The 19,231-nt window shown below is 67.4% G+C and carries 19 protein-coding genes; 2 read left to right on the top strand and 17 right to left on the bottom strand.

All coding sequences use genetic code 11. The features are described 5' to 3' along the window. Window positions 1-7: 7 nt before the first annotated feature. The 8 genes from ACAG24_RS21970 to ACAG24_RS21935 form a co-directional block, all read right to left on the bottom strand. A complete protein-coding gene (locus ACAG24_RS21970) occupies window positions 8-1,378 on the bottom strand; it encodes an FAD-containing oxidoreductase (protein WP_370474559.1) in 1,371 nt (456 codons plus the stop codon). 7 nt (window positions 1,379-1,385) lie between these two features. Then, window positions 1,386-1,868, bottom strand: a complete 483-nt coding sequence (locus ACAG24_RS21965; protein WP_370474560.1) for a DUF4126 family protein — start codon at window positions 1,866-1,868, stop codon at window positions 1,386-1,388. Between the two features lie 67 nt (window positions 1,869-1,935). Then, on the bottom strand, window positions 1,936-2,781 hold the full coding sequence (gene hisG / locus ACAG24_RS21960) for an ATP phosphoribosyltransferase (protein WP_370474561.1): 846 nt from the start codon (window positions 2,779-2,781) through the stop codon (window positions 1,936-1,938). Between the two features lies 1 nt (window position 2,782). After that, window positions 2,783-3,064 (bottom strand): phosphoribosyl-ATP diphosphatase, encoded by a 282-nt coding sequence (locus tag ACAG24_RS21955; protein ID WP_370474562.1) that lies wholly within the window; start codon window positions 3,062-3,064, stop codon window positions 2,783-2,785. 111 nt (window positions 3,065-3,175) lie between these two features. Further along, window positions 3,176-4,654 carry a sugar porter family MFS transporter gene (locus tag ACAG24_RS21950; RefSeq protein WP_370474563.1) on the bottom strand — a complete coding sequence of 493 codons (1,479 nt, stop codon included), beginning with the start codon at window positions 4,652-4,654 and terminating at the stop codon, window positions 3,176-3,178. Window positions 4,655-4,755: 101 nt separating this feature from the next. Further along, window positions 4,756-5,439: an HAD family hydrolase gene (locus ACAG24_RS21945; RefSeq protein ID WP_370474564.1), complete on the bottom strand. Its 684-nt coding sequence runs from the start codon at window positions 5,437-5,439 to the stop codon at window positions 4,756-4,758. A 48-nt stretch (window positions 5,440-5,487) separates the two neighbouring features. Further along, window positions 5,488-9,228, bottom strand: coding sequence for a methionine synthase (gene metH, locus ACAG24_RS21940; RefSeq protein ID WP_370474565.1), 3,741 nt, complete (start codon window positions 9,226-9,228; stop codon window positions 5,488-5,490). 108 nt (window positions 9,229-9,336) lie between these two features. Next, window positions 9,337-9,459 carry a hypothetical protein gene (locus tag ACAG24_RS21935; RefSeq protein ID WP_370474566.1) on the bottom strand — a complete coding sequence of 41 codons (123 nt, stop codon included), beginning with the start codon at window positions 9,457-9,459 and terminating at the stop codon, window positions 9,337-9,339. Window positions 9,460-9,488: 29 nt separating this feature from the next. On the opposite strand from ACAG24_RS21935, the gene ACAG24_RS21930 reads away from it, so the two are divergent. Then, window positions 9,489-10,367, top strand: a complete 879-nt coding sequence (locus tag ACAG24_RS21930) for a PAC2 family protein (RefSeq protein WP_445206223.1) — start codon at window positions 9,489-9,491, stop codon at window positions 10,365-10,367. On the opposite strand, the gene ACAG24_RS21925 is transcribed toward ACAG24_RS21930, so the two are convergent. From ACAG24_RS21925 to ACAG24_RS21885, 9 genes are read right to left on the bottom strand one after another with little or no spacing between them, the layout of a single operon-like run. Continuing rightward, window positions 10,364-11,812 (bottom strand): DUF1254 domain-containing protein, encoded by a 1,449-nt coding sequence (locus ACAG24_RS21925; protein ID WP_370474567.1) that lies wholly within the window; start codon window positions 11,810-11,812, stop codon window positions 10,364-10,366. The two genes, ACAG24_RS21930 and ACAG24_RS21925, sit on opposite strands and share 4 nt — an antisense overlap. Beyond that, window positions 11,812-12,690 (bottom strand): SDR family oxidoreductase, encoded by an 879-nt coding sequence (locus tag ACAG24_RS21920; protein ID WP_370474568.1) that lies wholly within the window; start codon window positions 12,688-12,690, stop codon window positions 11,812-11,814. The genes ACAG24_RS21925 and ACAG24_RS21920 overlap by 1 nt, the downstream gene beginning before the upstream one ends. 27 nt (window positions 12,691-12,717) lie before the next feature. Continuing rightward, window positions 12,718-13,956: a cysteine--1-D-myo-inosityl 2-amino-2-deoxy-alpha-D-glucopyranoside ligase gene (gene mshC, locus ACAG24_RS21915; protein WP_370474569.1), complete on the bottom strand. Its 1,239-nt coding sequence runs from the start codon at window positions 13,954-13,956 to the stop codon at window positions 12,718-12,720. 42 nt (window positions 13,957-13,998) lie between these two features. Further along, the gene (locus ACAG24_RS21910) at window positions 13,999-14,772 is read right to left on the bottom strand and encodes a 3'(2'),5'-bisphosphate nucleotidase CysQ (protein ID WP_370474570.1); all 774 of its coding nucleotides are present in this window, start codon (window positions 14,770-14,772) and stop codon (window positions 13,999-14,001) included. Then, on the bottom strand, window positions 14,757-15,563 hold the full coding sequence (locus ACAG24_RS21905; protein ID WP_370474571.1) for an Rv2133c family protein: 807 nt from the start codon (window positions 15,561-15,563) through the stop codon (window positions 14,757-14,759). The genes ACAG24_RS21910 and ACAG24_RS21905 overlap by 16 nt, the downstream gene beginning before the upstream one ends. Then, complete coding sequence (locus ACAG24_RS21900) at window positions 15,550-16,134, bottom strand: Rv2134c family protein (protein ID WP_370474572.1); 585 nt, start codon at window positions 16,132-16,134, stop codon at window positions 15,550-15,552. The genes ACAG24_RS21905 and ACAG24_RS21900 overlap by 14 nt, the downstream gene beginning before the upstream one ends. 37 nt (window positions 16,135-16,171) lie before the next feature. Beyond that, window positions 16,172-16,876 (bottom strand): histidine phosphatase family protein, encoded by a 705-nt coding sequence (locus tag ACAG24_RS21895; protein ID WP_370474573.1) that lies wholly within the window; start codon window positions 16,874-16,876, stop codon window positions 16,172-16,174. Further along, a complete protein-coding gene (locus tag ACAG24_RS21890) occupies window positions 16,873-17,703 on the bottom strand; it encodes an undecaprenyl-diphosphate phosphatase (RefSeq protein ID WP_370474613.1) in 831 nt (276 codons plus the stop codon). The genes ACAG24_RS21895 and ACAG24_RS21890 overlap by 4 nt, the downstream gene beginning before the upstream one ends. 48 nt (window positions 17,704-17,751) lie before the next feature. Continuing rightward, complete coding sequence (locus ACAG24_RS21885) at window positions 17,752-18,063, bottom strand: hypothetical protein (protein ID WP_370474574.1); 312 nt, start codon at window positions 18,061-18,063, stop codon at window positions 17,752-17,754. Window positions 18,064-18,184: 121 nt separating this feature from the next. Here ACAG24_RS21885 and ACAG24_RS21880 point away from each other — a divergent pair, with 121 nt between their 5' ends. Beyond that, the gene (locus tag ACAG24_RS21880; RefSeq protein ID WP_370474575.1) at window positions 18,185-19,222 is read left to right on the top strand and encodes a YncE family protein; all 1,038 of its coding nucleotides are present in this window, start codon (window positions 18,185-18,187) and stop codon (window positions 19,220-19,222) included. Window positions 19,223-19,231: the final 9 nt, after the last annotated feature.

The raw sequence follows: 19,231 nt of genomic DNA, 5'->3' as shown, positions 1-19,231 counted from the left end.
CAAGGGTCTAGGCGAGAGGCTCCAGTTCCTGCAGCAGGGTGGGGACGAGTTCACTGACCGTCGGGTGGATGTGCATCGTGCGCGAGATCGCCGTGTAGGGCAGCTTTGCGGTCATGACATCCAGGATCAGGTGTACGACCTCGTCGCCACCGACGCCGAGAATCGACGCGCCGAGGATCTCCTCGGTCTCGGCGTCGACCACCACCTTCATGAAGCCCTGGGTCTCGCCCTTCTCCACCGCACGGCCCACGCGCGTCATCGGGCGCTTGCCCACCAACGCTTTTCGACCCGACCTACGCACCTCGTCGGCCGTCATGCCGGCACGCCCCAGCGGCGGATCGATGTAGAGCGCATAGGTCGAGACCCGGTCGCTCACCCGGCGCGGATCGTCGTCGAGCAGGTTCGCGGCGACGATCTCGAAGTCGTTGTAGGAGGTATGCGTGAATGCGCCCTTGCCGTTGCAGTCGCCCATCGCCCAGATGTGCGGGACGCTCGTGCGTAGTTGATCGTCGACGACCACGTAGCCCCGGCTGTCGGTCTGCACACCGGCGACGTCGAGCCCGAGGTCGTCGGTATTGGGTTGCCGTCCGACCGCGACGAGGACGTGGCTGCCGACGACGGGTTCCTCCCCGTCGCGCGCCGTGACGGCAATCCCGTTCTCGCGCTTGGCGAAACTGATGGCGTCGGCGCCGACAACGATGGTGATGCCCTCGGCTTCGAGGATGTCCTTGATCGCCGCCGACACATCCTCGTCCTCGCGACCGGTCAGCCGCGGCCCCTTCTCGACGACGGTGACCTGGGCGCCGAAGCGGCGGTACATCTGGGCGAACTCCAGCGCGATGTAGCTGCCGCCGATGATGACCAGATGCTCGGGCACGACATCGAGGTCAAGGATTCCGACGTTGGTCAGGTAGTCGACGTCGGCCAGTCCGGGCATGTCGGGGGCGACGGCGCGGCCGCCCACGTTGAGGAAGATGCGATCTGCTTCCAGCACTTGGTCGTCGACGCGGATGGTGTGGGGGTCCTCGAAGCGGGCATGCCCGCGGATCAGCGTGGCGCCCTCCATACCGTCGAGCCACTTCTCGAGACCTTCACGGTCGCCGCCACTGATCTTGTCCTTGCGCGCCTTCACCGCCGCCATGTCGACAGAGACGTCGCCCGTGCTCACCCCGAAATCGCCGCTGCGACGCGCCACATGGGCGGCGTGTGCGCTGGCGACCAGTGCTTTGGTCGGGATGCATCCATAGTTGACGCAGGTGCCGCCGACGAGCTTGCGCTCGATGACGGCGACGGTCTGTCCCGCGGCGGTCAGCCGACCCGCCAGCGGCGGTCCCGCCTGGCCGGCACCGACGATGATGGCATCGAAATGCTGCGGCATCAGTCGCCTAGACCAGGCTGACCAGGAAGGCGACCAGGAACCCGCCGCCGACGGCGAGGACGTCCTCGGTGAAGGCCCCGGGGCGGTCGCTTCCGTTGTTCTTGGCGGCCAGCCCGCTACGGAGCGCAGCGCCGGCCAGCGTGCCGAGCACGGCGCCGATGACGCCTGCGCCCGTGGCCGAGAACGTGTGGAAGAAGGCGCTGCCGATCACAGCGCCCGAGAAGCCACCGGTGACGAGACGGGCGAGGAACTGCGGGGGCACCTTTCGGCTCGGCGTCTTCGGCAGCTGGTCGGTGATCAATTCGCCGACGAGCAAGATGGTCAGCACGGTCACGGTGATCGGGTGGGCCATCCATTCCGACCACTTGTCGGTGACGTCGATCCAGCCGAGCATGGCGCCCCACGCCACCGCGGCGGGCGCCGTCATCGCACGCGCGCCGGCGACCACGCCGATCAACAGGGCCAGAACCAGAACGAGAACCTGCGTCATCGAACCTCCGTGCGGTGGATGGACATCCGGACGCTAACACGCCGAACGGCGCGACGAGAGATCTAGATCAGAAGCGGCAAAACCGGATGTCGGAGGCCAGAATCGCCTTTGCGCCGATCGCGGCGAGCTCGTCCATGATGGCGTTGACGTCGCGGCGTGGAACCAGCGCGCGCACCGCCACCCAGTCGGGGTCGGCCAGCGGCGCGATGGTCGGCGATTCCAGGCCCGGCGTGACGGCGGTGGCCTTTTCCAACACCGTGCGCGGGCAGTCGTAGTCGAGCATCAGGTACTGCTGCCCGAACACGACGCCCTGCACACGGGCCGCCAGTTGGTCGCGGGCGGGATCGGCACCGGAGTCCGCGCGCTCGATCAGGATGGCCTCGGAGTCGCACAGCGACTCACCGAACGCCACGAGATTGTGCAGCCCGAGGGTGCGTCCCGAACCGACGATATCGGCGATGACGTCGGCGACGCCGAGCTGGATGGAGATCTCCACGGCGCCGTCCAGACGGATGACGGTGGCCTCGATCCCTTTGTCCGACAAGTCTTTACGAACCAGGTTCGGGTAGGCGGTGGCGATGCGCTTGCCGGCGAGGTCGGCAATCTGCCAGTCCTGACCGGCCGGGGCGGCGTAGCGGAAGGTCGACGAACCGAACCCCAGCGCCAGCCGTTCCCGCACCGGGGCGTCGGCGTCGGCGGCGAGGTCGCGGCCCGTGATGCCGAGATCCAGTTCGCCGGATCCCACGTAGATCGCAATATCCTTGGGCCGCAAGAAGAAGAATTCGACGTTGTTCGCCGGGTCGACGACGGTGAGGTCCTTGGGATCGGTGCGGCGCCGGTAGCCGGCTTCCGACAGGATCTCCGAGGCCGATTCGCTGAGCGCCCCTTTGTTGGGGACGGCCACTCGCAACATGTCAGAGCTTCCCGTACACGTCGTCGAGCGTCAGGCCGCGCGAGAGCATCAGCACCTGCGTCCAATAGAGGAGTTGGCTGATTTCCTCGGCGAGGGCGTCATCGCTCTCGTGCTCGGCGGCCAGCCACACCTCGCCGGCCTCTTCCAGGATCTTCTTGCCGATGCCGTGCACACCGCCGTCGAGGGCGGCGACGGTTCCGCTACCGGCAGGACGTGTGCGTGCCCGTTCGCTCAGCTCGGCGAACAGCGCATCGAAGGTCTTCACGTTTGGCGATTCTGTCACGCCGAACGAAAAAGCCGCGATCCGGCATCGCAGGCCGACGGATAACGGGTGAATGCCGTCTTCGACGTGAGCTCCACGGCGGTCACGAACGTGGGCTGAACGCGAACAGTCCTAGTTGGCGGAGGCTTTGTTCTCGCGCAGGATCTCGCCGTGCATGTCCTCCAGTGACACGCCCTTGGTCTCCATGACCCACTTCCAGACGAACAGGCCGGACAGGACGGCGCACAGCCCGTAGAAGCCGTAGGCCAGGCCGAGGTTTTCGCGCAATCCGGGGAACGTGACCGTGATCAGCCAGTTGGCCGCCCACTGCCCGGCCGCGGCCAGGCCGAGCGCCGCAGCGCGGATCCGGTTCGGGAACATCTCGCCGAGCAGCACCCACACGACCGGACCCCACGACATGCCGAACGCGACGACGAAGAGGTTCGCCGCGATCAGCGCGATCACACCGGATGCACCCGGCAGGCTCGGGCTGCCGTCGGGGTTCACCGTGGCATTGGCGAAGATCACCGCCATGGTGATCAGCGTGACGGCCATCCCCGAGGAGCCGATGAGCAGCAGCGGCTTTCGGCCGATCTTGTCGATCAGCGCGATCGCGATCAGCGTGGTCAGCACGTTGATCACCGAGGTGATCAACGTGTATTTCGCCGAGTCGTCGGCGCTGAAGCCGACGGCCTGCCACAGCACGTTGCTGTAGTAGAAGATCACGTTGATTCCGACGAACTGCTGGAAGATCGACAACCCCAGGCCGACCCACACGATGCCGTAGATGCCACCCGTCGGTTTGCGCATGTCCTTCCAGGACGGCTTGTCCTCACGCTCCAACGTCTCGCGGATGCGGTTGATGGTGATCTCGAGGTTCTTCTGGCCGAGCAGCTTGGTCAGCACTCGGCGGGCTTCCGGAATCTGGTGGCTGGCAACGAGATAACGAGGCGACTCGGGGATCGTGAACGCCAGGGCGCCATACAGGATCGCCGGCAGCGCCATGGCCAGGAACATCCATCGCCAGGCTTCGATGCCGAGCCAGAGGTCGTTCATCGGGTCGTTGTCGGCGGCGAGGTTCTGCAGAACCCAGTTGACCGCGAAAGACGCGAAGATGCCCGACACGATGGCCAGCTGTTGCAGCGAGCCGAGGCGCCCGCGGATGCCGGGGGGCGACGTCTCGGCGATGTAGGCCGGCGCGATCACCGAGGCGACACCCACCCCGATCCCGCCGACGATGCGGAACAGCACCACCGTCCACACCTCGTGGGCGAAGCCCGTCCCGATCGCGCTGATCAGGAACAGCACGGCGGCGATCTTCATCACCGCGATGCGGCCGATCCTGTCGGCGATACGGCCGGCGGTCATGGCTCCCAGTGCTGCACCGAGAAGGGCGGACGCGACCGCGAACCCCAGCTCGGCGTTGCCGATCTCGAACGTCTTCTCTATCGACGACACAGCGCCGTTGATCACCGCGCTGTCGTAGCCGAAGAGCAGACCGCCGAGGGCGGCCACCGATGCGATCCTGACCGCGGTCTTGCCGGACGAGAAGTCCTGGCCTTGTTCGTAAATCTCCGGGCTCTCCCCGACTGGACCACCCTGACCGGCCATGCGACGACCTTTCCCGCACGTTTGCGTGATACGAATCACATTCAAGCACTCGAGACTTACCGCCGGGGGTGTTCCCGGAAGTGAGCTCATCTATGCGCCTGTCAGGCGGTTCGTTCGCGCAGTTCCCGGTCGATCTCGGCGTAGATCCGGCGCAGGTCTTCGACATCGAGATCGGCCAGCGTCCCGATGTGGCGCCGGCGCAGGCCTCCGGGCACCGGAACGTCATTGGGCACCACGAGCACAGCGCAGCCTGCCTTCTCTGCCGCCGCAGTGCCCGTCACCGAGTCCTCGACGGCGAGGCAGTCCGACGGCTCGAGGTCGAGCAGCTCGGCCGCCCGCAGGTACGGATCGGGGGCCGGCTTGCCGCTGGGCACCTCGTCACCGCACACCGTGATCGAGAAGTAGTGGCGGCCAATGCTGTTGAGCGCCCGCTCAGCGAGCGGACGGGCGGTGTTGGTGACCAGAGCCATCGGAACGCTTTCTGCCACAAGGGCTTCCAGCATTTCGCGAGCCCCGGGGCACCACGGAAGGCCGTCGTCGAACAACCCCGCGGTGTGGTCGTGCAGCCAGCGGATCGATTCCGCCATCGCCACCGGGTCGAGGTCGAGCCCCAGTTCGGTGTACACCGTGAGCATGGTCTCCTCGGCTGAGGCCCCGACCAGTGCGGTCCTGGTGTCCCGGCTCATCGATGCGCCGTGAGACGCATAGAGCGCGGAAAGTGACACGTCCCACAGCTTTTCGGAATCGACGAGCGTTCCGTCCATGTCCCACAGCACCGCTCGCACGCCGACATTCTGGCACGCGGAGGCCACCTCGACCCAATCCGGCGGAACTCAGTCCTCCGGGTTGTAGCCCAGGTTGGGGGCGAGCCAACGCTCGGCCTCCTGCAACGTCCAGCCCTTGCGCCGTGCGTAGTCGGCGACCTGGTCCTGCGCCAGCCGACCGACCACGAAATACTGCGACTGCGGGTGCGAGAAATACCATCCGCTGACCGCGGCGCCAGGCCACATCGCCATCGACTCGGTGAGCTCGATGCCGGTGCGTTCCTTAACGTCCATCAGCTTGAACAGCGTCACCTTCTCGGTGTGCTCCGGGCAGGACGGGTAGCCCGGCGCGGGCCGGATTCCCACGTACTTCTCCGCGATGAGCGCGTCGTTGTCGAGGTGCTCCTCAGGCTGGTATGCCCAGAACTCCGTGCGCACCCGCTGATGCATCCGCTCGGCGAACGCCTCGGCCAGCCGGTCGGCGAGAGACTCCAGCAGGATCGCGCTGTAGTCGTCGTTGTCGGCTTTGAACTCGGCGATCTTTTCCTGGCTGCCGAGTCCCGCGGTGACGGCGAACGCCCCGACGTAATCCTGCAGGCCGGTGTCTTTGGGCGCGATGAAATCGCCCTGCGACCGGTTCGGGATGCCGTCGCGGTGCTCACCCTGCTGGCGCAGGTTGTACAACGTGGTCAGTACTTCGGAGCGGGACTCGTCCGTGTAGACCTCGATGTCATCCCCGACCGCGTTCGCAGGGAAGAAGCCGATGACCCCGTTGGCCCTGAGCCACTTCTCCTTGATCAGGGTGTCGAGCATCTCCTGCGCGTCGTCGTAGAGCTTGCGGGCCGCTTCGCCCGACGCCGGGTTGTTCAGGATGTCCGGGAACCGGCCCTTCATCTCCCAGGCGTTGAAGAACGGCTGCCAGTCGATGTACTCGCGGAGTTCCGCGAGGTCGTAGTCCTGGAAATCCCGCACTCCCAGACCGATGGCGGGTACCGGCGGGGTGTAGCCGTCCCAGTCGATCGGCGTGCGGTTGGCCCGCGCCTTCTCCAGCGTCAGCATCGGCCGTTCGTTCTTCTGGTTGTGCCGTTCCCGCAGCGCCGCGTAGTCCTTCTCGGTCGCCTCCAGCAGGGCCGGCCGCTGCTTGTCGTCGAGCAGTGCCGCCGCGACCGGCACCGAGCGCGACGCGTCCTTGACCCAGACCACGGGACCCGACCGGCGGGGTGACACCTTGACCGCGGTGTGGGCCCGCGACGTCGTCGCGCCGCCGATCAGCAGTGGGATCTGCAGACCCTCGCGTTCCATCTCGACCGCGAAGTTGACCATCTCGTCCAGGGACGGGGTGATCAGGCCGGACAGTCCGATGATGTCGGCGCTGTGCTCCTTGGCCGCGTCCAGGATCTTCTGAGCAGGCACCATCACGCCGAGGTCGATCACCTCGTAGTTGTTGCACTGCAGCACGACGCCGACGATGTTCTTGCCGATGTCGTGGACGTCGCCCTTCACGGTCGCCATCACGATGGTGCCGTTGGTGTCTTTCGCGCTCGCGGCCCCGGAAGTGACCTTCTCCTCCTCGATGAACGGCAGCAGGTACGCGACGGCCTTCTTCATCACGCGCGCCGACTTCACCACCTGGGGCAGGAACATCTTGCCCGAACCGAACAGGTCGCCGACGACGTTCATGCCGTCCATCAGCGGGCCCTCGATCACCTCGATGGGCCGCCCTCCCGCGGCGGCGATCTCGGCGCGAAGTTCCTCGGTGTCGTCGTCGACGTGCGCGTCGATGCCCTTCACCAGGGCGTGGGTGATGCGCTCGCGAACCGGGAGGCTGCGCCACTCCGCCGCAGCCGGGTCCTCGGATTTCTCGGTTTTGTTGAACCGCTCCGCGATCTCCAGCAGCCGCTCGGCGGCGTCCTCGCGGCGGTTGAGCACCACGTCCTCGATGCGGTCCCGCAGTTCGGGGTCGATCGAGTCGTAGGGCACCAGCGCGCCGGCGTTCACGATGCCCATGTCCAGGCCGGCCTTGATGGCGTGGAACAGGAACACCGCGTGGATCGCCTCGCGGACCGGGTTGTTGCCGCGGAACGAGAACGACACGTTGGAGATACCGCCGGAGATGTGCACGCCGGGCAGGTTCTCCTTGATCCAGGCGCAGGCCTCGATGAAGTCGATGCCGTAGGTGGCGTGCTCCTCGATACCGGTCGCCAGCGCAAAGCAGTTCGGGTCGAAGATGATGTCCTCGGGGGGGAAGCCGACCTCCTCGGTCAGAACCCGGTAGGCCCGTCCGCAGATCTCCTTGCGGCGCTCGAGGTTGTCGGCCTGGCCCTGCTCGTCGAATGCCATCACCACGACCGCCGCGCCGTACTTGCGGCAGAGCCTCGCCTCGCGGACGAACTTCTCCTCGCCCTCCTTCAGCGAGATCGAGTTGACGATCGGCTTGCCCTGCACGTTCTTCAGGCCCGCCTCGATCACTTCCCACTTCGAGGAGTCGATCATCACCGGCACCCGGCTGATGTCGGGTTCGGCCGCGATCAGCTTGGTGAACCGGTCCATCGCGGCGATGCCGTCGATCATGCCCTCGTCCATGTTGATGTCGATGACCTGCGCACCGACCTCGACCTGCTGCAGGGCCACCGACAGCGCGGTGTCGTAGTCCTCGGCCTTGATCAGATTGCGGAACCGCGCTGAGCCGGTGATGTTCGTGCGCTCGCCGATGTTGACGAACAGCGAGTCGGAGGTGATGTTGAGCGGCTCCAGGCCCGACAACCGGGTGGCCAGGTCGATCGTCGGCAGCTCGCGAGGCGCCTTGCCGTCGACGGCCTTGGCGATCTCGGCGATGTGCGGCGGCGCCGTTCCGCAGCAGCCGCCCACCAGGTTCACGAGGCCGGCCTCGGCGAAGTCTGCGATGTAGGAGGCCTGACGTTCCGGGGATTCGTCGTATTCACCGAACGCGTTCGGCAACCCCGCGTTGGGATAGCAGGAGACGAACGTGTCGGCGATCCGCGCCATCTCGGCGATATAGGGCCTCATCTCCGGCGCGCCCAGCGCGCAGTTGAGCCCGACAGCGAGTGGCTTGGCGTGCCTGATGGCATTCCAGAACGCCTCGGTGACCTGACCGGACAGCGTCCGCCCAGAAGCGTCGGTGATCGTGCCCGAGATGATCACCGGCCAACGCCGTCCGCGTTCCTCGAACAGCGTCTCGACGGCGAAGACCGCCGCTTTGGCGTTCAGCGAGTCGAAGATCGTCTCGATGATGATGAGGTCGGCGCCGCCGTCGACGAGTCCGTTGGCGGCCTCCAGGTAGGCGGCGACCAGTTGGTCATAGGAGACGTTGCGGGCTCCGGGGTCGTTGACGTCCGGTGAGATCGACGCGGTCCGCGTCGTCGGCCCGATCGCTCCCGCGACGTAGCGGGGCCTGTCGGGGGTGCTGTACTCGTCGGCGGCCTTGCGGGCCAGAGCGGCTCCGGCGTAGTTGAGCTCGTAGCTCAGGTCCGCCATGTCGTAGTCGGACAGCGAGATCGCGTTCGCGTTGAACGTGTTGGTCTCGAGGATGTCGGCGCCGGCCTCGAGGTACTCGCGGTGGATGCCCTCGATGATCTGCGGCTGCGTCAGGGTGAGCAGGTCGTTGTTGCCCTGTAGCGCGGTCGGCCATTCGGTGAACCGGTCGCCGCGGTAGCCCTCCTCGTCGGGCCGGTCACGCTGGATCGCGGTGCCCATGGCGCCGTCGATCACGACGATCCGCTGACGCAGCGCAGCCGTGAGTTCCTCGGTGCAGTCCGGGCGGACGTTCGGTGCAAAGTCGGTCACCAACACTCCTTCCGTAACGGAAGGCGTCCTTGACTCTGCCGAGCGTGGCGGATACCGGGGAGATCTGCCCCGACAGCCGTTGCAACGCCTCTCGACGGTGAAAAGTCTACGTCGTCAGAAGATCGACGTCCGGACGCCCACTTCTTCGGCGGCAATGACGTGCGTAACCAGATTAACCAGGCTGCCGCCGAACGTATTTCGCTCCTGCGGTGCGCCACCGGCGATGATGCCCGTCATCGAGCCAGCCCAGGGCTTACGCTGGCCTGGTGACTCCCTCGGATTTCGGCGGTCCGAAGCGATCCGACCTGCCTGACCTGCGCGGCACGATCATCGTCGCCGCCTTCGAGGGCTGGAATGACGCCGGTGACGCCGCCAGCGATGCCCTGGAGCACCTGGACGCCATCTGGGAGGCCGAGACCATCGTCGAGATCGACGACGAGTCGTACTACGACTACCAGGTCAACCGGCCGGTGATCCGGCAGGTCGACGGCGTGACACGCGAGCTTGTCTGGCCGTCGATGCGGATCTCACACTGCCGCCCGCCCGGCAGTGACCGCGACATCGTGCTGATGCACGGCGTGGAACCCAACATGCGCTGGCGGACCTTCTGTGCCGAGCTGCTGGCCATCGCCGACAAACTCAACGTGCAGACCGTCGTCATCCTGGGCGCGCTGCTGGCCGACACGCCGCACACCCGCCCTGTTCCGGTGTCGGGCGCGGCGTACTCCCCCGACTCGGCGAAGACGTTCGGCCTGGAGGAGACCCGCTACGAGGGCCCGACCGGCATCGCGGGCGTGTTTCAGGACGCGTGCGTGCAGGCAGGTATCCCGGCAGTGACATTCTGGGCCGCCGTGCCGCATTACGTGTCGCAGCCCCCGAACCCGAAGGCGACGGTGGCGCTGCTGCGCCGTGTCGAGGACGTCCTCGACATCGAGGTGCCGCTGGCCGACCTGCCCGCTCAGGCCGAGGAGTGGGAACAGGCGGTCACCGAAATGACCTCCGAGGACGAGGAGATCGCCGAGTACGTCCAGTCGCTGGAGGAACGCGGCGACGCCGAAGTCGACATGAACGAGGCACTGGGCAAGATCGACGGCGACGCGCTCGCCGCGGAGTTCGAGCGCTACCTGCGCAGGCGCGGCCGCTAGACCTTCTCGGGTTGCGGCGCCTTCCACGTGCCGTTGAGGGCGTCGGGTTTGGGCCAGTACAACCGCATCACCAGGGCGAACGGCCCTTCCGGTGCGGGCAGCCAGTTCGATTCCTTCTCGATACCGGGCGATTCGTGCTGGATGTAGACGGTGTAACCCCCGTCGGGATCGGCGACCAGGCTCGGCAGCATCGCCGAGTTGATCAGGTATCGCTGCATCGGGTTCTCGACGAGCTGGCTTGCGGGCAGCTGGTACATCGTCAGCGACCAGAACGCGTTGACCGGCGGCAACTGACCCGACGGGAACCGGTAGACGTACCTGTCGGCCCCGGTGAGCGGCGTGCCCGCCGAGTCGTTGAATGCGCCCGGGTAGATGGCTTCGGCCGCGGTGTTGCCGTAGATGCCGAGCACTGCGCCCGCCATCCGGTACAGATAGTTGCCCCTCAGATCTTCGCGAGTGCCGAAGAACTGCGCCGAACCCAGCACGCCGGTGTCGACCTTGTCCTTCTTGAAGCCGTTGAACTCCGCCCAGGCGTCGGCCATCCCGCCTTCGATCGCGGTGCGCATCTCGGGGGTCAGCGCATCGGCGTCGAAGCCACCCTCGACCCCGAGTCCGATCTCGGCGAACCGAGCCCGCAGCTCCTCTTCCTCGGGAAGCGTCGGCGCGAACCGCATCGCGAAGTCGAGGATCTCGAAGAACTGCGGCGAGGTCCTCTGCTGGTCCGGGGTCAGGGGCGGCACGAAGTCGATGGCAGGCGCGGGAGCCGGTGACGGCTGGTTGAGGTACACCGACAGCGGCGCCACCTGGTAGCCCGCCTGGATCTTCTCCACCTCACCGAGGTCCGAGGGGCCGAACAGCTGCGTGCGGTACAGCACGAACGCCAGGTCGGTGTCCGACCGGATGACTTCGTTGATTCCTTCGGGCTTCTCCCCCTGCCAATTCGGCCCGGCCAGTAAGTATTTCCCGCCGCCGTTGCCGGTCGTGCGGCTGCCCACGTAGGCGACGTTGTAGGTGTATCCGTCGACGAACTGGAGCGAGTAGTAGCGGTCCTGCTGGATCGGGGGCACGGTCAGCACCAGCGGCTCGGCGCGCAGATCGGCGCCGACGGCCGAGTACGGCGTGTCCGAGTTCGGGGTCTGGATCGCGGTGTCGGCCGGTGTGTACACCCGCGCGGTGCTGTGGACGTCGTTCCAGCCGCCCTTGTACTCCGGATCTTCTCTGTCGACGAAGTAGCTGTACTGCACGCGGTAGTTGTCGACCATCGGGAAGCCGTAGATGTAGGCCTCTTTCGCGATGGCGCGCGCCTCGTCCGGAGTGACGGCCGCATCGGCAGGAGGCGGCGCGGCGGTGCTGGACTCTGCGTCGTTCGCGGTGTCCCTGGACGAACACGCCACCAGCAGGAGCAGAGCGGCGACGAGCGCGCCGAGGCGGTGAAGCCTCGGCATCAGCGTTCCTCCAGATCTGCGGTGCGCCGGCCCATCGACCGGCCCAGCGCGGCGACTTCGGCATCCATCCGCGGCAGCAGATCGGGAACGAACTTCAGGACGGGGAATTCGCCCAGCGGGGTCGACAGGACGGGCTTGAGCCATCGCAGGGCTCCGACCCAGGCGGGGCAATAGACCTGCCGGCTGCGCTTTTCGATGCCGGTCACGAACGCCTTACCGCACTTATCGACCGACGTGGTCTGGTTCAGCGGGAACGGGAGCCTGCTGATCATCTCGCCGAAGGTGGACAGGTCGTCTCTGGTGTCGCGGACCATCGGGGTGTCGATCCAGGACATGTGCGCCGATCCGACGTCGACGCCGCGGTGACTGACCTCGAGGCGCAGCGCGTTCGCGAACTGTTCGACGGCGGCCCTGGTCGCGTTGTACGGGGCCAGACCGGGCGCCGCGGCGTAGGCGGCCAGCGACGACACGATCAGCACGTAGCCCCGCCGGTCGAGGATCGACGGCAGGGTCGCGCGCACCGTGTGGAACACGCCTGTGACGTTGACGTCCATCAACGTCTGGAATGCCTTCGGGTCCACCGTGAGCACCGACCCGTAGGACGCGATACCCGCATTGGCCACCACCACGTCGATGCCGCCGAACCGATCGACCGCGCCGGCCGCGGCGTCCTCCATCGCGGGGAGGTCGCGCACGTCGACGGCGACGGTGTGCACCCTGTCGCCACCCAGTTGGTCGCGCAGTTCGGTCAGCGGCGTCCGGTCGAGGTCGGTGAGGACGAGGTTGGCGCCCCTGCCGTGGAGACGCCGGGCGACCTCCGCGCCGACACCACGGGCGCCACCGGTGATGAACACGGTTTTTCCGGCCACAGAAGGCATGGCGGAAACCTACCCCGTGGCGCGGCGTTAGAGCTGAATTCCCAGCAGCGCGTCGACCGCGGTGGCAACGGCCCGGCCCGCATCGGCGTCGTGTCCGCCGTAGGACAACGCGTCGGTGGCCCAACCATCAAGAGCAGCAATTGCTTTCGGGGTGTCGAGGTCGTCGGCGAGGTAGCGGCGCACCCTGGCGATGACATCCGCGGCGTCGGGCGCGGCTTCCAGCGCCGTCGCGCTGCGCCACCGGTGCAGGCGCTGCTGCGCCTCGTCGAGCACCGCGGGGCTCCAGAAGCGGTCCTCGCGGTAATGGCCGGCGAACAGGCCGAGCCTGATCGCTGCCGGGTCGACACCGTCGCGACGCAGTCGGGACACCAGCACCAGGTTGCCGCGACTCTTGGACATCTTGTGCCCGTCCCAGCCGATCATCCCGGAGTGGACGTAGTGGCGGGCGAAACGTCGCTCGCCCGAGACGCATTCGGCGTGAGCGGCCGAATACTCGTGGTGCGGGAAGATCAGATCGCTGCCGCCGCCCTGGATGTCCAGCACGGTGCCGATGCGGCTCATCGCGATGGCGGCGCACTCCACGTGCCAGCCGGGGCGGCCGGGGCCGAACGGCGACGGCCAGCTGGGTTCGTCGGGACGCTCGGCGCGCCACAGCAGCGCATCGAGAGGGTCGCTCTTGCCCAACCGGTCAGGGTCGCCTCCGCGTTCCCGGAACAGAGCCGACATGGTGTCGTGGTCGTAGCCGGATTCATAGCCGAACTGGACGGTGGCGCCGGCATGGAAGTAGACGTCCGGGTAGTGGGGGTCGTCGACGACGTAGGCGGCACCGGAGGCCAGCATTTTCTCCACCAGTTCGACGACTTCGGCGATCGCCTCGGTGGCGGCGACGTAGTCGCGGGGCGGCAGGACCCGCAGGGCAGCCATGTCCTCGCGGAACAGGTCCGTCTCGCGGTCGCCGAGCTCGCGCCAGCCGATGCCGTCGCGCTGGGCGCGCTCGAACAGTGGATCGTCGACGTCGGTGATGTTCTGCACGTAGTGCACGTCGTGTCCGCCGTCGCGCCAGAGCCGGTTCACCAGATCGAACGTCAGGTACGTCGCGGCATGGCCGAGGTGGGTCGCGTCGTACGGGGTGATGCCGCACACGTACATCGTGGCGGTGGCACCCGGACTCACGGGCCGCACCTGGCGGTCGGCGCTGTCGAAGAGCCGCAGCTGCGGCCCGCGCCCAGGCAGCACCGGAACGTTCGGCGCCGACCACGATTTCATAGCGTCGACTCTAGACATCGACGTGTGGGACAACGTCCACGGCTATTTCATTCCCGACCGGATGACCTTCAGCAAGGGCTCTGCCACCTCCGGCCTGCACATCAGCAGATCCGGCAGGTAGGGATCACGGCGGTTGTAGATCAACGGGGATCCGTCGAGCCGGGTCGCGTGCAGCCCGGCCGCCCACAGCACGCCCGCGGGTGCGGCCGAGTCCCACTCCCACTGCCCGCCTGCGTGCAGGTACGCGTCGACGTCGCCGCGGACCACCGCCATGGCCTTGGCACCCGCCGAGCCGATTCGGAACAGCTGGACGTCGAGCTGGTCGCGGATCTGCCACAGGATCGCGGGAGGCCGGTTGGAGCTGGCGGTGATCCGTATCGGCCCCTCGGCGCGTGGTGGCGGCGGCGTGACGGTGTCGCTGCGATAGACCTCGCCGCGCGCGGGCAGCGCGACGGCGGCATCGGTCAACGTGCCCCGTCCATCGGCTCCGATGCGCTGCCACAGCGCGATGTGAACCGCCCAGTCGGCACGCCCCGGCATGGAGTACTCGTAGGTGCCGTCGACCGGATCGACGATCCAGACCCTGTCGGCGTCGACGCGCGACACATCGTCGACGGCTTCCTCGGACAAGATCGCGTCGTGCGGGCGTTCCTGGTGCAGCCGGTCCAGGATCAGGGTGTTGGCGCGCATGTCACCGGCGTCGCCCAGGGCGTAGGGATCGTAGAACCCCATCCGCTCACGCATCTGGAGCAACAGGTCACCGGCCTCTTCGGCCACCGACGCGGCCAGGGCCGCGTCGGTCAGAACGCGGGCCACGGGATGGGCCGTCGCCGGTCGGCTGTGGGCATCACCGGATTACGCAGCAGGGCAACGACTCTGGAGCGCAATGCGGCGACTTCGCGGGGGGTGATGTGGCTGCACAGCTCGGCCCCGAGGTCGGATTTCAGTGCGTCGCGCAGATTCTCGACGTCGGCCAGGGTGTCGTCGTCGACGGGCTTGCCCGCCCACCCCCACAGCACGGTGCGCAGCTTGTCCTCGACGTGCAGGGTGACGCCGTGGTCGACGCCGTAGACGCCGCCGTCGACCCCGTGCAGGACGTGTCCGCCCTTGCGGTCGGCGTTGTTGATCAGCACATCGAACACCGCGATCCGGCGCAGCCGGTCGTCGTCGGCGTGCACCAGGGTGACTTCGTCGCCCGCATAGTCGTAGGCCTGCAGCACCGGCAGGAATCCGGCCGGGAGCTTGCCCGCGGGCACCAGGTCGATCAGGTCGGGTCCGGCGTCCTCGTCGGGGTCGCCGTCTTCGTCGCCGGGCTGGTCGACCCAGCTCTGCAGCATCCCCGGCCCGGCTGGGCCGTCACGAATGATGGTGTAGGGCACCACATTCCAGCCCAGAGCAGCCGACACCAGATAGGACGCGAGCTCGCGGCCGGCCAGCGTGCCGTCGGGGAAGTCCCACAGCGGCGCCTCGCCGCGCACCGGCTTGTACACACAGTGCGCGACGTCTTCGCCCAAGGTCGCCTCGCACAGGAACGTCGCATTGCTCGCGGAGCGGATCCGTCCGATCACGGAGAGGTCGCCGCGGTCGAGAACCTCAGCCTTCGTCATCGTCGGACCCGGACAGCGCACCGCGCCGATAACCGTTGGTTCGGACGCAGATGTGGCCTTCGGGGTCCAGCGGCTCCTCGCACAACGGGCAGGGCGGTCGCCCCGCCGAGATGACCCGGTTGGACCGGGTGGCGAACTGGCGGGCGGACTCGGGGGTCAAAAACACCCGGACCGCGTCGGGTCCGTCCTCGGCATCGTCGAGCACCACGGACGCGTCGAACTCGGTCTCCGACACCGCGAGCAGTTCGACGACGACGGTCTGGGCTTCCGAGTCCCACCCCAGGCCCATGGTGCCGACCCGAAACTCCGCGTCGACCGGGGTGACCAGCGGGCTGAGGTCCTCGACCTCACCGGTCTCCGGCGGAATCGGTGTGCCGAAGCGCCGGTTGATCTCCAGCAACAGCGCGGCGATCCGCTCGGCGAGCACCGCCACCTGCTGCTTCTCCAAGATCACCGAGATGACGCGCTTGTCGTGGACTGCCTGCAGATAGAACGTCCGGTTTCCCGGTTGGCCGACGGTCCCGGCCACGAAGCGGTCGGGTGTGCGGAAGACGTGGATTTCGCGGGCCATGGCAACTTCCAAAATACCGGGAACGGTCAGGATCGCTTCATTCGGTGGAGCCACCCACCACGGCGTCACCGGTGGGAACGTCCCCGTCCTGAGGCTTTTCTGCGGGGGGAGGCGCCGACAGCGCGGCGTTGAGCGACGTGCCGGTGTGGTTGACGTGGATGACGAACGGGCGCATCGGCGTGTACCGGATCACACTCACCGAAGCCGGGTCGGCGTTGATGCGCTGGAAGCTGTCGAGATGAGAACCGAGGGCGTCGGCGAGCACCGACTTGATCACGTCGCCGTGCGTGCAGGCGACCCACAGCACGTCGTTGCCGTGTTCGTCTGCCAGCCTGCGGTCGCAGTCACGGATCGCCGCGACGGCCCGGGCCTGCACGTGTGCCAGCCCCTCTCCGTCGGGGAACACCGCAGCGCTGGGCTGCTGCTGGACCACGCTCCACAACGGTTCTTTCACCAGCTCGCCGATCTTGCGGCCGGTCCAGGCGCCGTAGTCGACCTCGGTGATGCGTTCGTCGACGACCGGTTGCAGGTTCAGCGCCGCGGCCAGAGGCTCGACGGTCCGCTCGCAGCGCAGCAGCGGGGACCGGACGATTGCCTTGATCGGCAGACCTGCGAGGCGGTCGACCAGCGCCGAGGCCTGTTCGCGGCCGCGGTCGTCGAGGTCGACGCCCTCGGAGCGGCCCGCCAGCGTGTGCGCGGTGTTCGACGTGGAGCGGCCGTGCCGGAGAAGGAGAACCGTCATATCGCCGCCACCGTCCCAGTAGAGAGCAGGATCAACACCACTGTGCCCAGGATGATCCGGTAACCGACGAACCAGTACATGCTGTGCCGGACCAGGAATCGCAGGAACCAGGCCACCGCCGCGTAGCCGACCACGAACGCGATCACCGTCGAGACGAACAGCTGGGCGCCGGTCGCACTCATCCCCTCGCCGACCGGGTCGAACGCGTCGGGCAGGGAGAAAAGGCCGGAGGCGAACACGGCGGGGATCGCGAGCAGGAACCCGAACCGGGCGGCGAGCTCACGTTGCATTCCGAGGAACAGCCCGGCGCTGATCGTGGCTCCCGAGCGCGACACGCCGGGGACCAGGGCGAGGCACTGCGCGAAGCCGACGATCACGCTGTCCTTCCACGTGAGCTGTTCGACGCGCCGGGTCTGCCTGCCTGCGTACTCGGCCGCGGCGATGACGAACGAGAACACGATCATGGCGGTCGCGACGATCCACAGATTGCGTGCGCCGGTGCGGATTTCATCCTTGAACAGCAGCCCGACCACGCTGATCGGGATGGTGCCGATGATCACCCACCACCCGAGCCAGTAGTCGGCGTTGCGCTGTGCGGACTTGAACAGGCCGGCGAACCACGCCTTGACGATCCGCACGATGTCGCGGGCGAAGTAGACCAGCACCGCGGCCTCGGTGCCCAGCTGACTCACCGCGGTGAACGATGCGCCCGCGTCGTCTTCGAAGAAGACCCGGGAGGCGATCGCGAGGTGGCCCGACGAGGACACCGGCAGGAATTCGGTGAGGCCTTGCAGTACGGACAGGACGACGACCTGCAGCCACGACATCTCCCCCGTCACGACGACGACCGTACCGCGAGAAGATCCGTGCGGCGCCTAGCGCCCGTTGCGCGCCACCGGTTGTGCGTCGGCGATCGCGTCGCGCACGGTGGCGATGACGCTGCGCTCGTCGGTCATGTCGATGTCGGTGAGACGGCGGCTTGCCGTGGCGACGATGTCCTCGGTCTGCGGCACCGGGCCGCGCAGTCGCGGCCGGTACACCTCGACGACGAGCGCCTGCCGTTCCACGCGAAAAGAGAAGCTGCGCCCATCACCGAGCTGACCGAAACCACTGGCGTGTACGCCGGTGGTGATGTCCTCCACGGTGAATCCCTGGCCGGTCACGTCGCTGTCCGTCGCGAGGGTCATGGTACGGACCATACCTCCGTTGATGTCATCAGGCGCCCGGACACCGCCGATTGGCCGCCACGACGTTGCATAGACTGGCCTCCCGGTCGATAACCCGCATACTCGAATCGAGACCTACCCTTTGCTGCTCCACCTAAACGCACCACTTCAGACGGCCCGGCTGGGGGTTGCCGCATTGACGGTGGTGGCTATTGCAGGGTGCTCGTCGAATCCAGCGGATGCGCCCCCGCGCACCATCCCGGCGGCGCAGGCCGCCGACTCGCCCGCGGTGACCGAGGCGCCGTCCGGCACTGTCGAGCCCCTGGCTGCGCCCGCGCAGACCGCCGTCTTCGACGCGTCGACGCGGTCCCTGCTGGTGCTCGGGCCCGGGCCAGGCGACAGATCGACGGTGACCGTGTTCGCCCGGACCGGCACGCCGTCCACTGTCGTACTCGACGGCGCCGCGACGGCGATGGCGGGTGACGGACAGGGCAGGGCATATGTGTCGACGCGGGGCGGGTATTTCCGGCTGGACATCGCCGGCGGGGACGTCACGAAAAGGAGCGTCGCCGGACAGGACGGTGTCGAGTTCACGGCGATCGCCCGCCGCGCGGACGGCAAGGTGGTGCTGGGCAGCGCCGACGGTGCGGTGTACACGCTGTCCTCGGAGACCGAGGTGGGTGCGCAGCTGAAGATCTTCGCCCGGGTGGATGCGATTGTCACTCAAGGCAATACGGCGGTGGTCCTCGATCGGGGGCAGACGTCGGTGACGAGCCTCAACGACGAGGGCACCGAGTCCGAACACGCGCTGCGCGCCGGGGAGGGCGCAACGACGATGGTCGCCGACGCGGCCGGGCGGGTCCTGGTCGCCGACACCCGCGGCGGTGCGCTGCTGGTCTACAGCGTGAATCCGTTGATCCTGCGGCAGCGCTACCCGGTGCCGGATTCGCCGTACGGGCTGGCCGGTTCGGGGAACACGCGTGGCCTGACCTGGGTTGCACAAACGGCGACGAACACGGTCGTTGGTTACGATCTGGCGACCGGCATACCCGTGGAGAAGGTGCGATATCGAACCGTGCAGCAACCGAACTCGCTGGCCTTCGACGACGCGTCCGGCACGCTGTACGTGGTGTCGGGGTCAGGAGCAGGAGTGCAGGTGATCGAGGGGGCCGTCAAGTGAGTTCACGCA

It is taken from the genome of Mycobacterium bulgaricum (assembly GCF_041287165.2).
In the GTDB taxonomy this organism is placed as follows: Bacteria; Actinomycetota; Actinomycetes; order Mycobacteriales; family Mycobacteriaceae; genus Mycobacterium; species Mycobacterium bulgaricum.
The sequence above is the reverse complement of the archived record's forward strand: the minus strand, read 5'-3'. Positions and strand labels throughout refer to the sequence as shown.

Coding starts and splice junctions, on each gene's coding strand:
- ACAG24_RS21970 (WP_370474559.1), bottom strand. CDS start 1,378: ATGCCGCAGCATTTCGATGCCATCATCGTCGGTGCCGGCCAGGCGGGA.
- ACAG24_RS21885 (WP_370474574.1), bottom strand. CDS start 18,063: ATGACCCTCGCGACGGACAGCGACGTGACCGGCCAGGGATTCACCGTG.
- ACAG24_RS21900 (WP_370474572.1), bottom strand. CDS start 16,134: ATGGCCCGCGAAATCCACGTCTTCCGCACACCCGACCGCTTCGTGGCC.
- ACAG24_RS21935 (WP_370474566.1), bottom strand. CDS start 9,459: ATGACGGGCATCATCGCCGGTGGCGCACCGCAGGAGCGAAATACGTTC.
- hisG (WP_370474561.1), bottom strand. CDS start 2,781: ATGTTGCGAGTGGCCGTCCCCAACAAAGGGGCGCTCAGCGAATCGGCC.
- ACAG24_RS21925 (WP_370474567.1), bottom strand. CDS start 11,812: ATGCCGAGGCTTCACCGCCTCGGCGCGCTCGTCGCCGCTCTGCTCCTG.
- ACAG24_RS21965 (WP_370474560.1), bottom strand. CDS start 1,868: ATGACGCAGGTTCTCGTTCTGGTTCTGGCCCTGTTGATCGGCGTGGTC.
- ACAG24_RS21905 (WP_370474571.1), bottom strand. CDS start 15,563: ATGACGAAGGCTGAGGTTCTCGACCGCGGCGACCTCTCCGTGATCGGA.
- ACAG24_RS21920 (WP_370474568.1), bottom strand. CDS start 12,690: ATGCCTTCTGTGGCCGGAAAAACCGTGTTCATCACCGGTGGCGCCCGT.
- ACAG24_RS21950 (WP_370474563.1), bottom strand. CDS start 4,654: ATGGCCGGTCAGGGTGGTCCAGTCGGGGAGAGCCCGGAGATTTACGAA.
- mshC (WP_370474569.1), bottom strand. CDS start 13,956: ATGAAATCGTGGTCGGCGCCGAACGTTCCGGTGCTGCCTGGGCGCGGG.
- ACAG24_RS21890 (WP_370474613.1), bottom strand. CDS start 17,703: ATGTCGTGGCTGCAGGTCGTCGTCCTGTCCGTACTGCAAGGCCTCACC.
- ACAG24_RS21895 (WP_370474573.1), bottom strand. CDS start 16,876: ATGACGGTTCTCCTTCTCCGGCACGGCCGCTCCACGTCGAACACCGCG.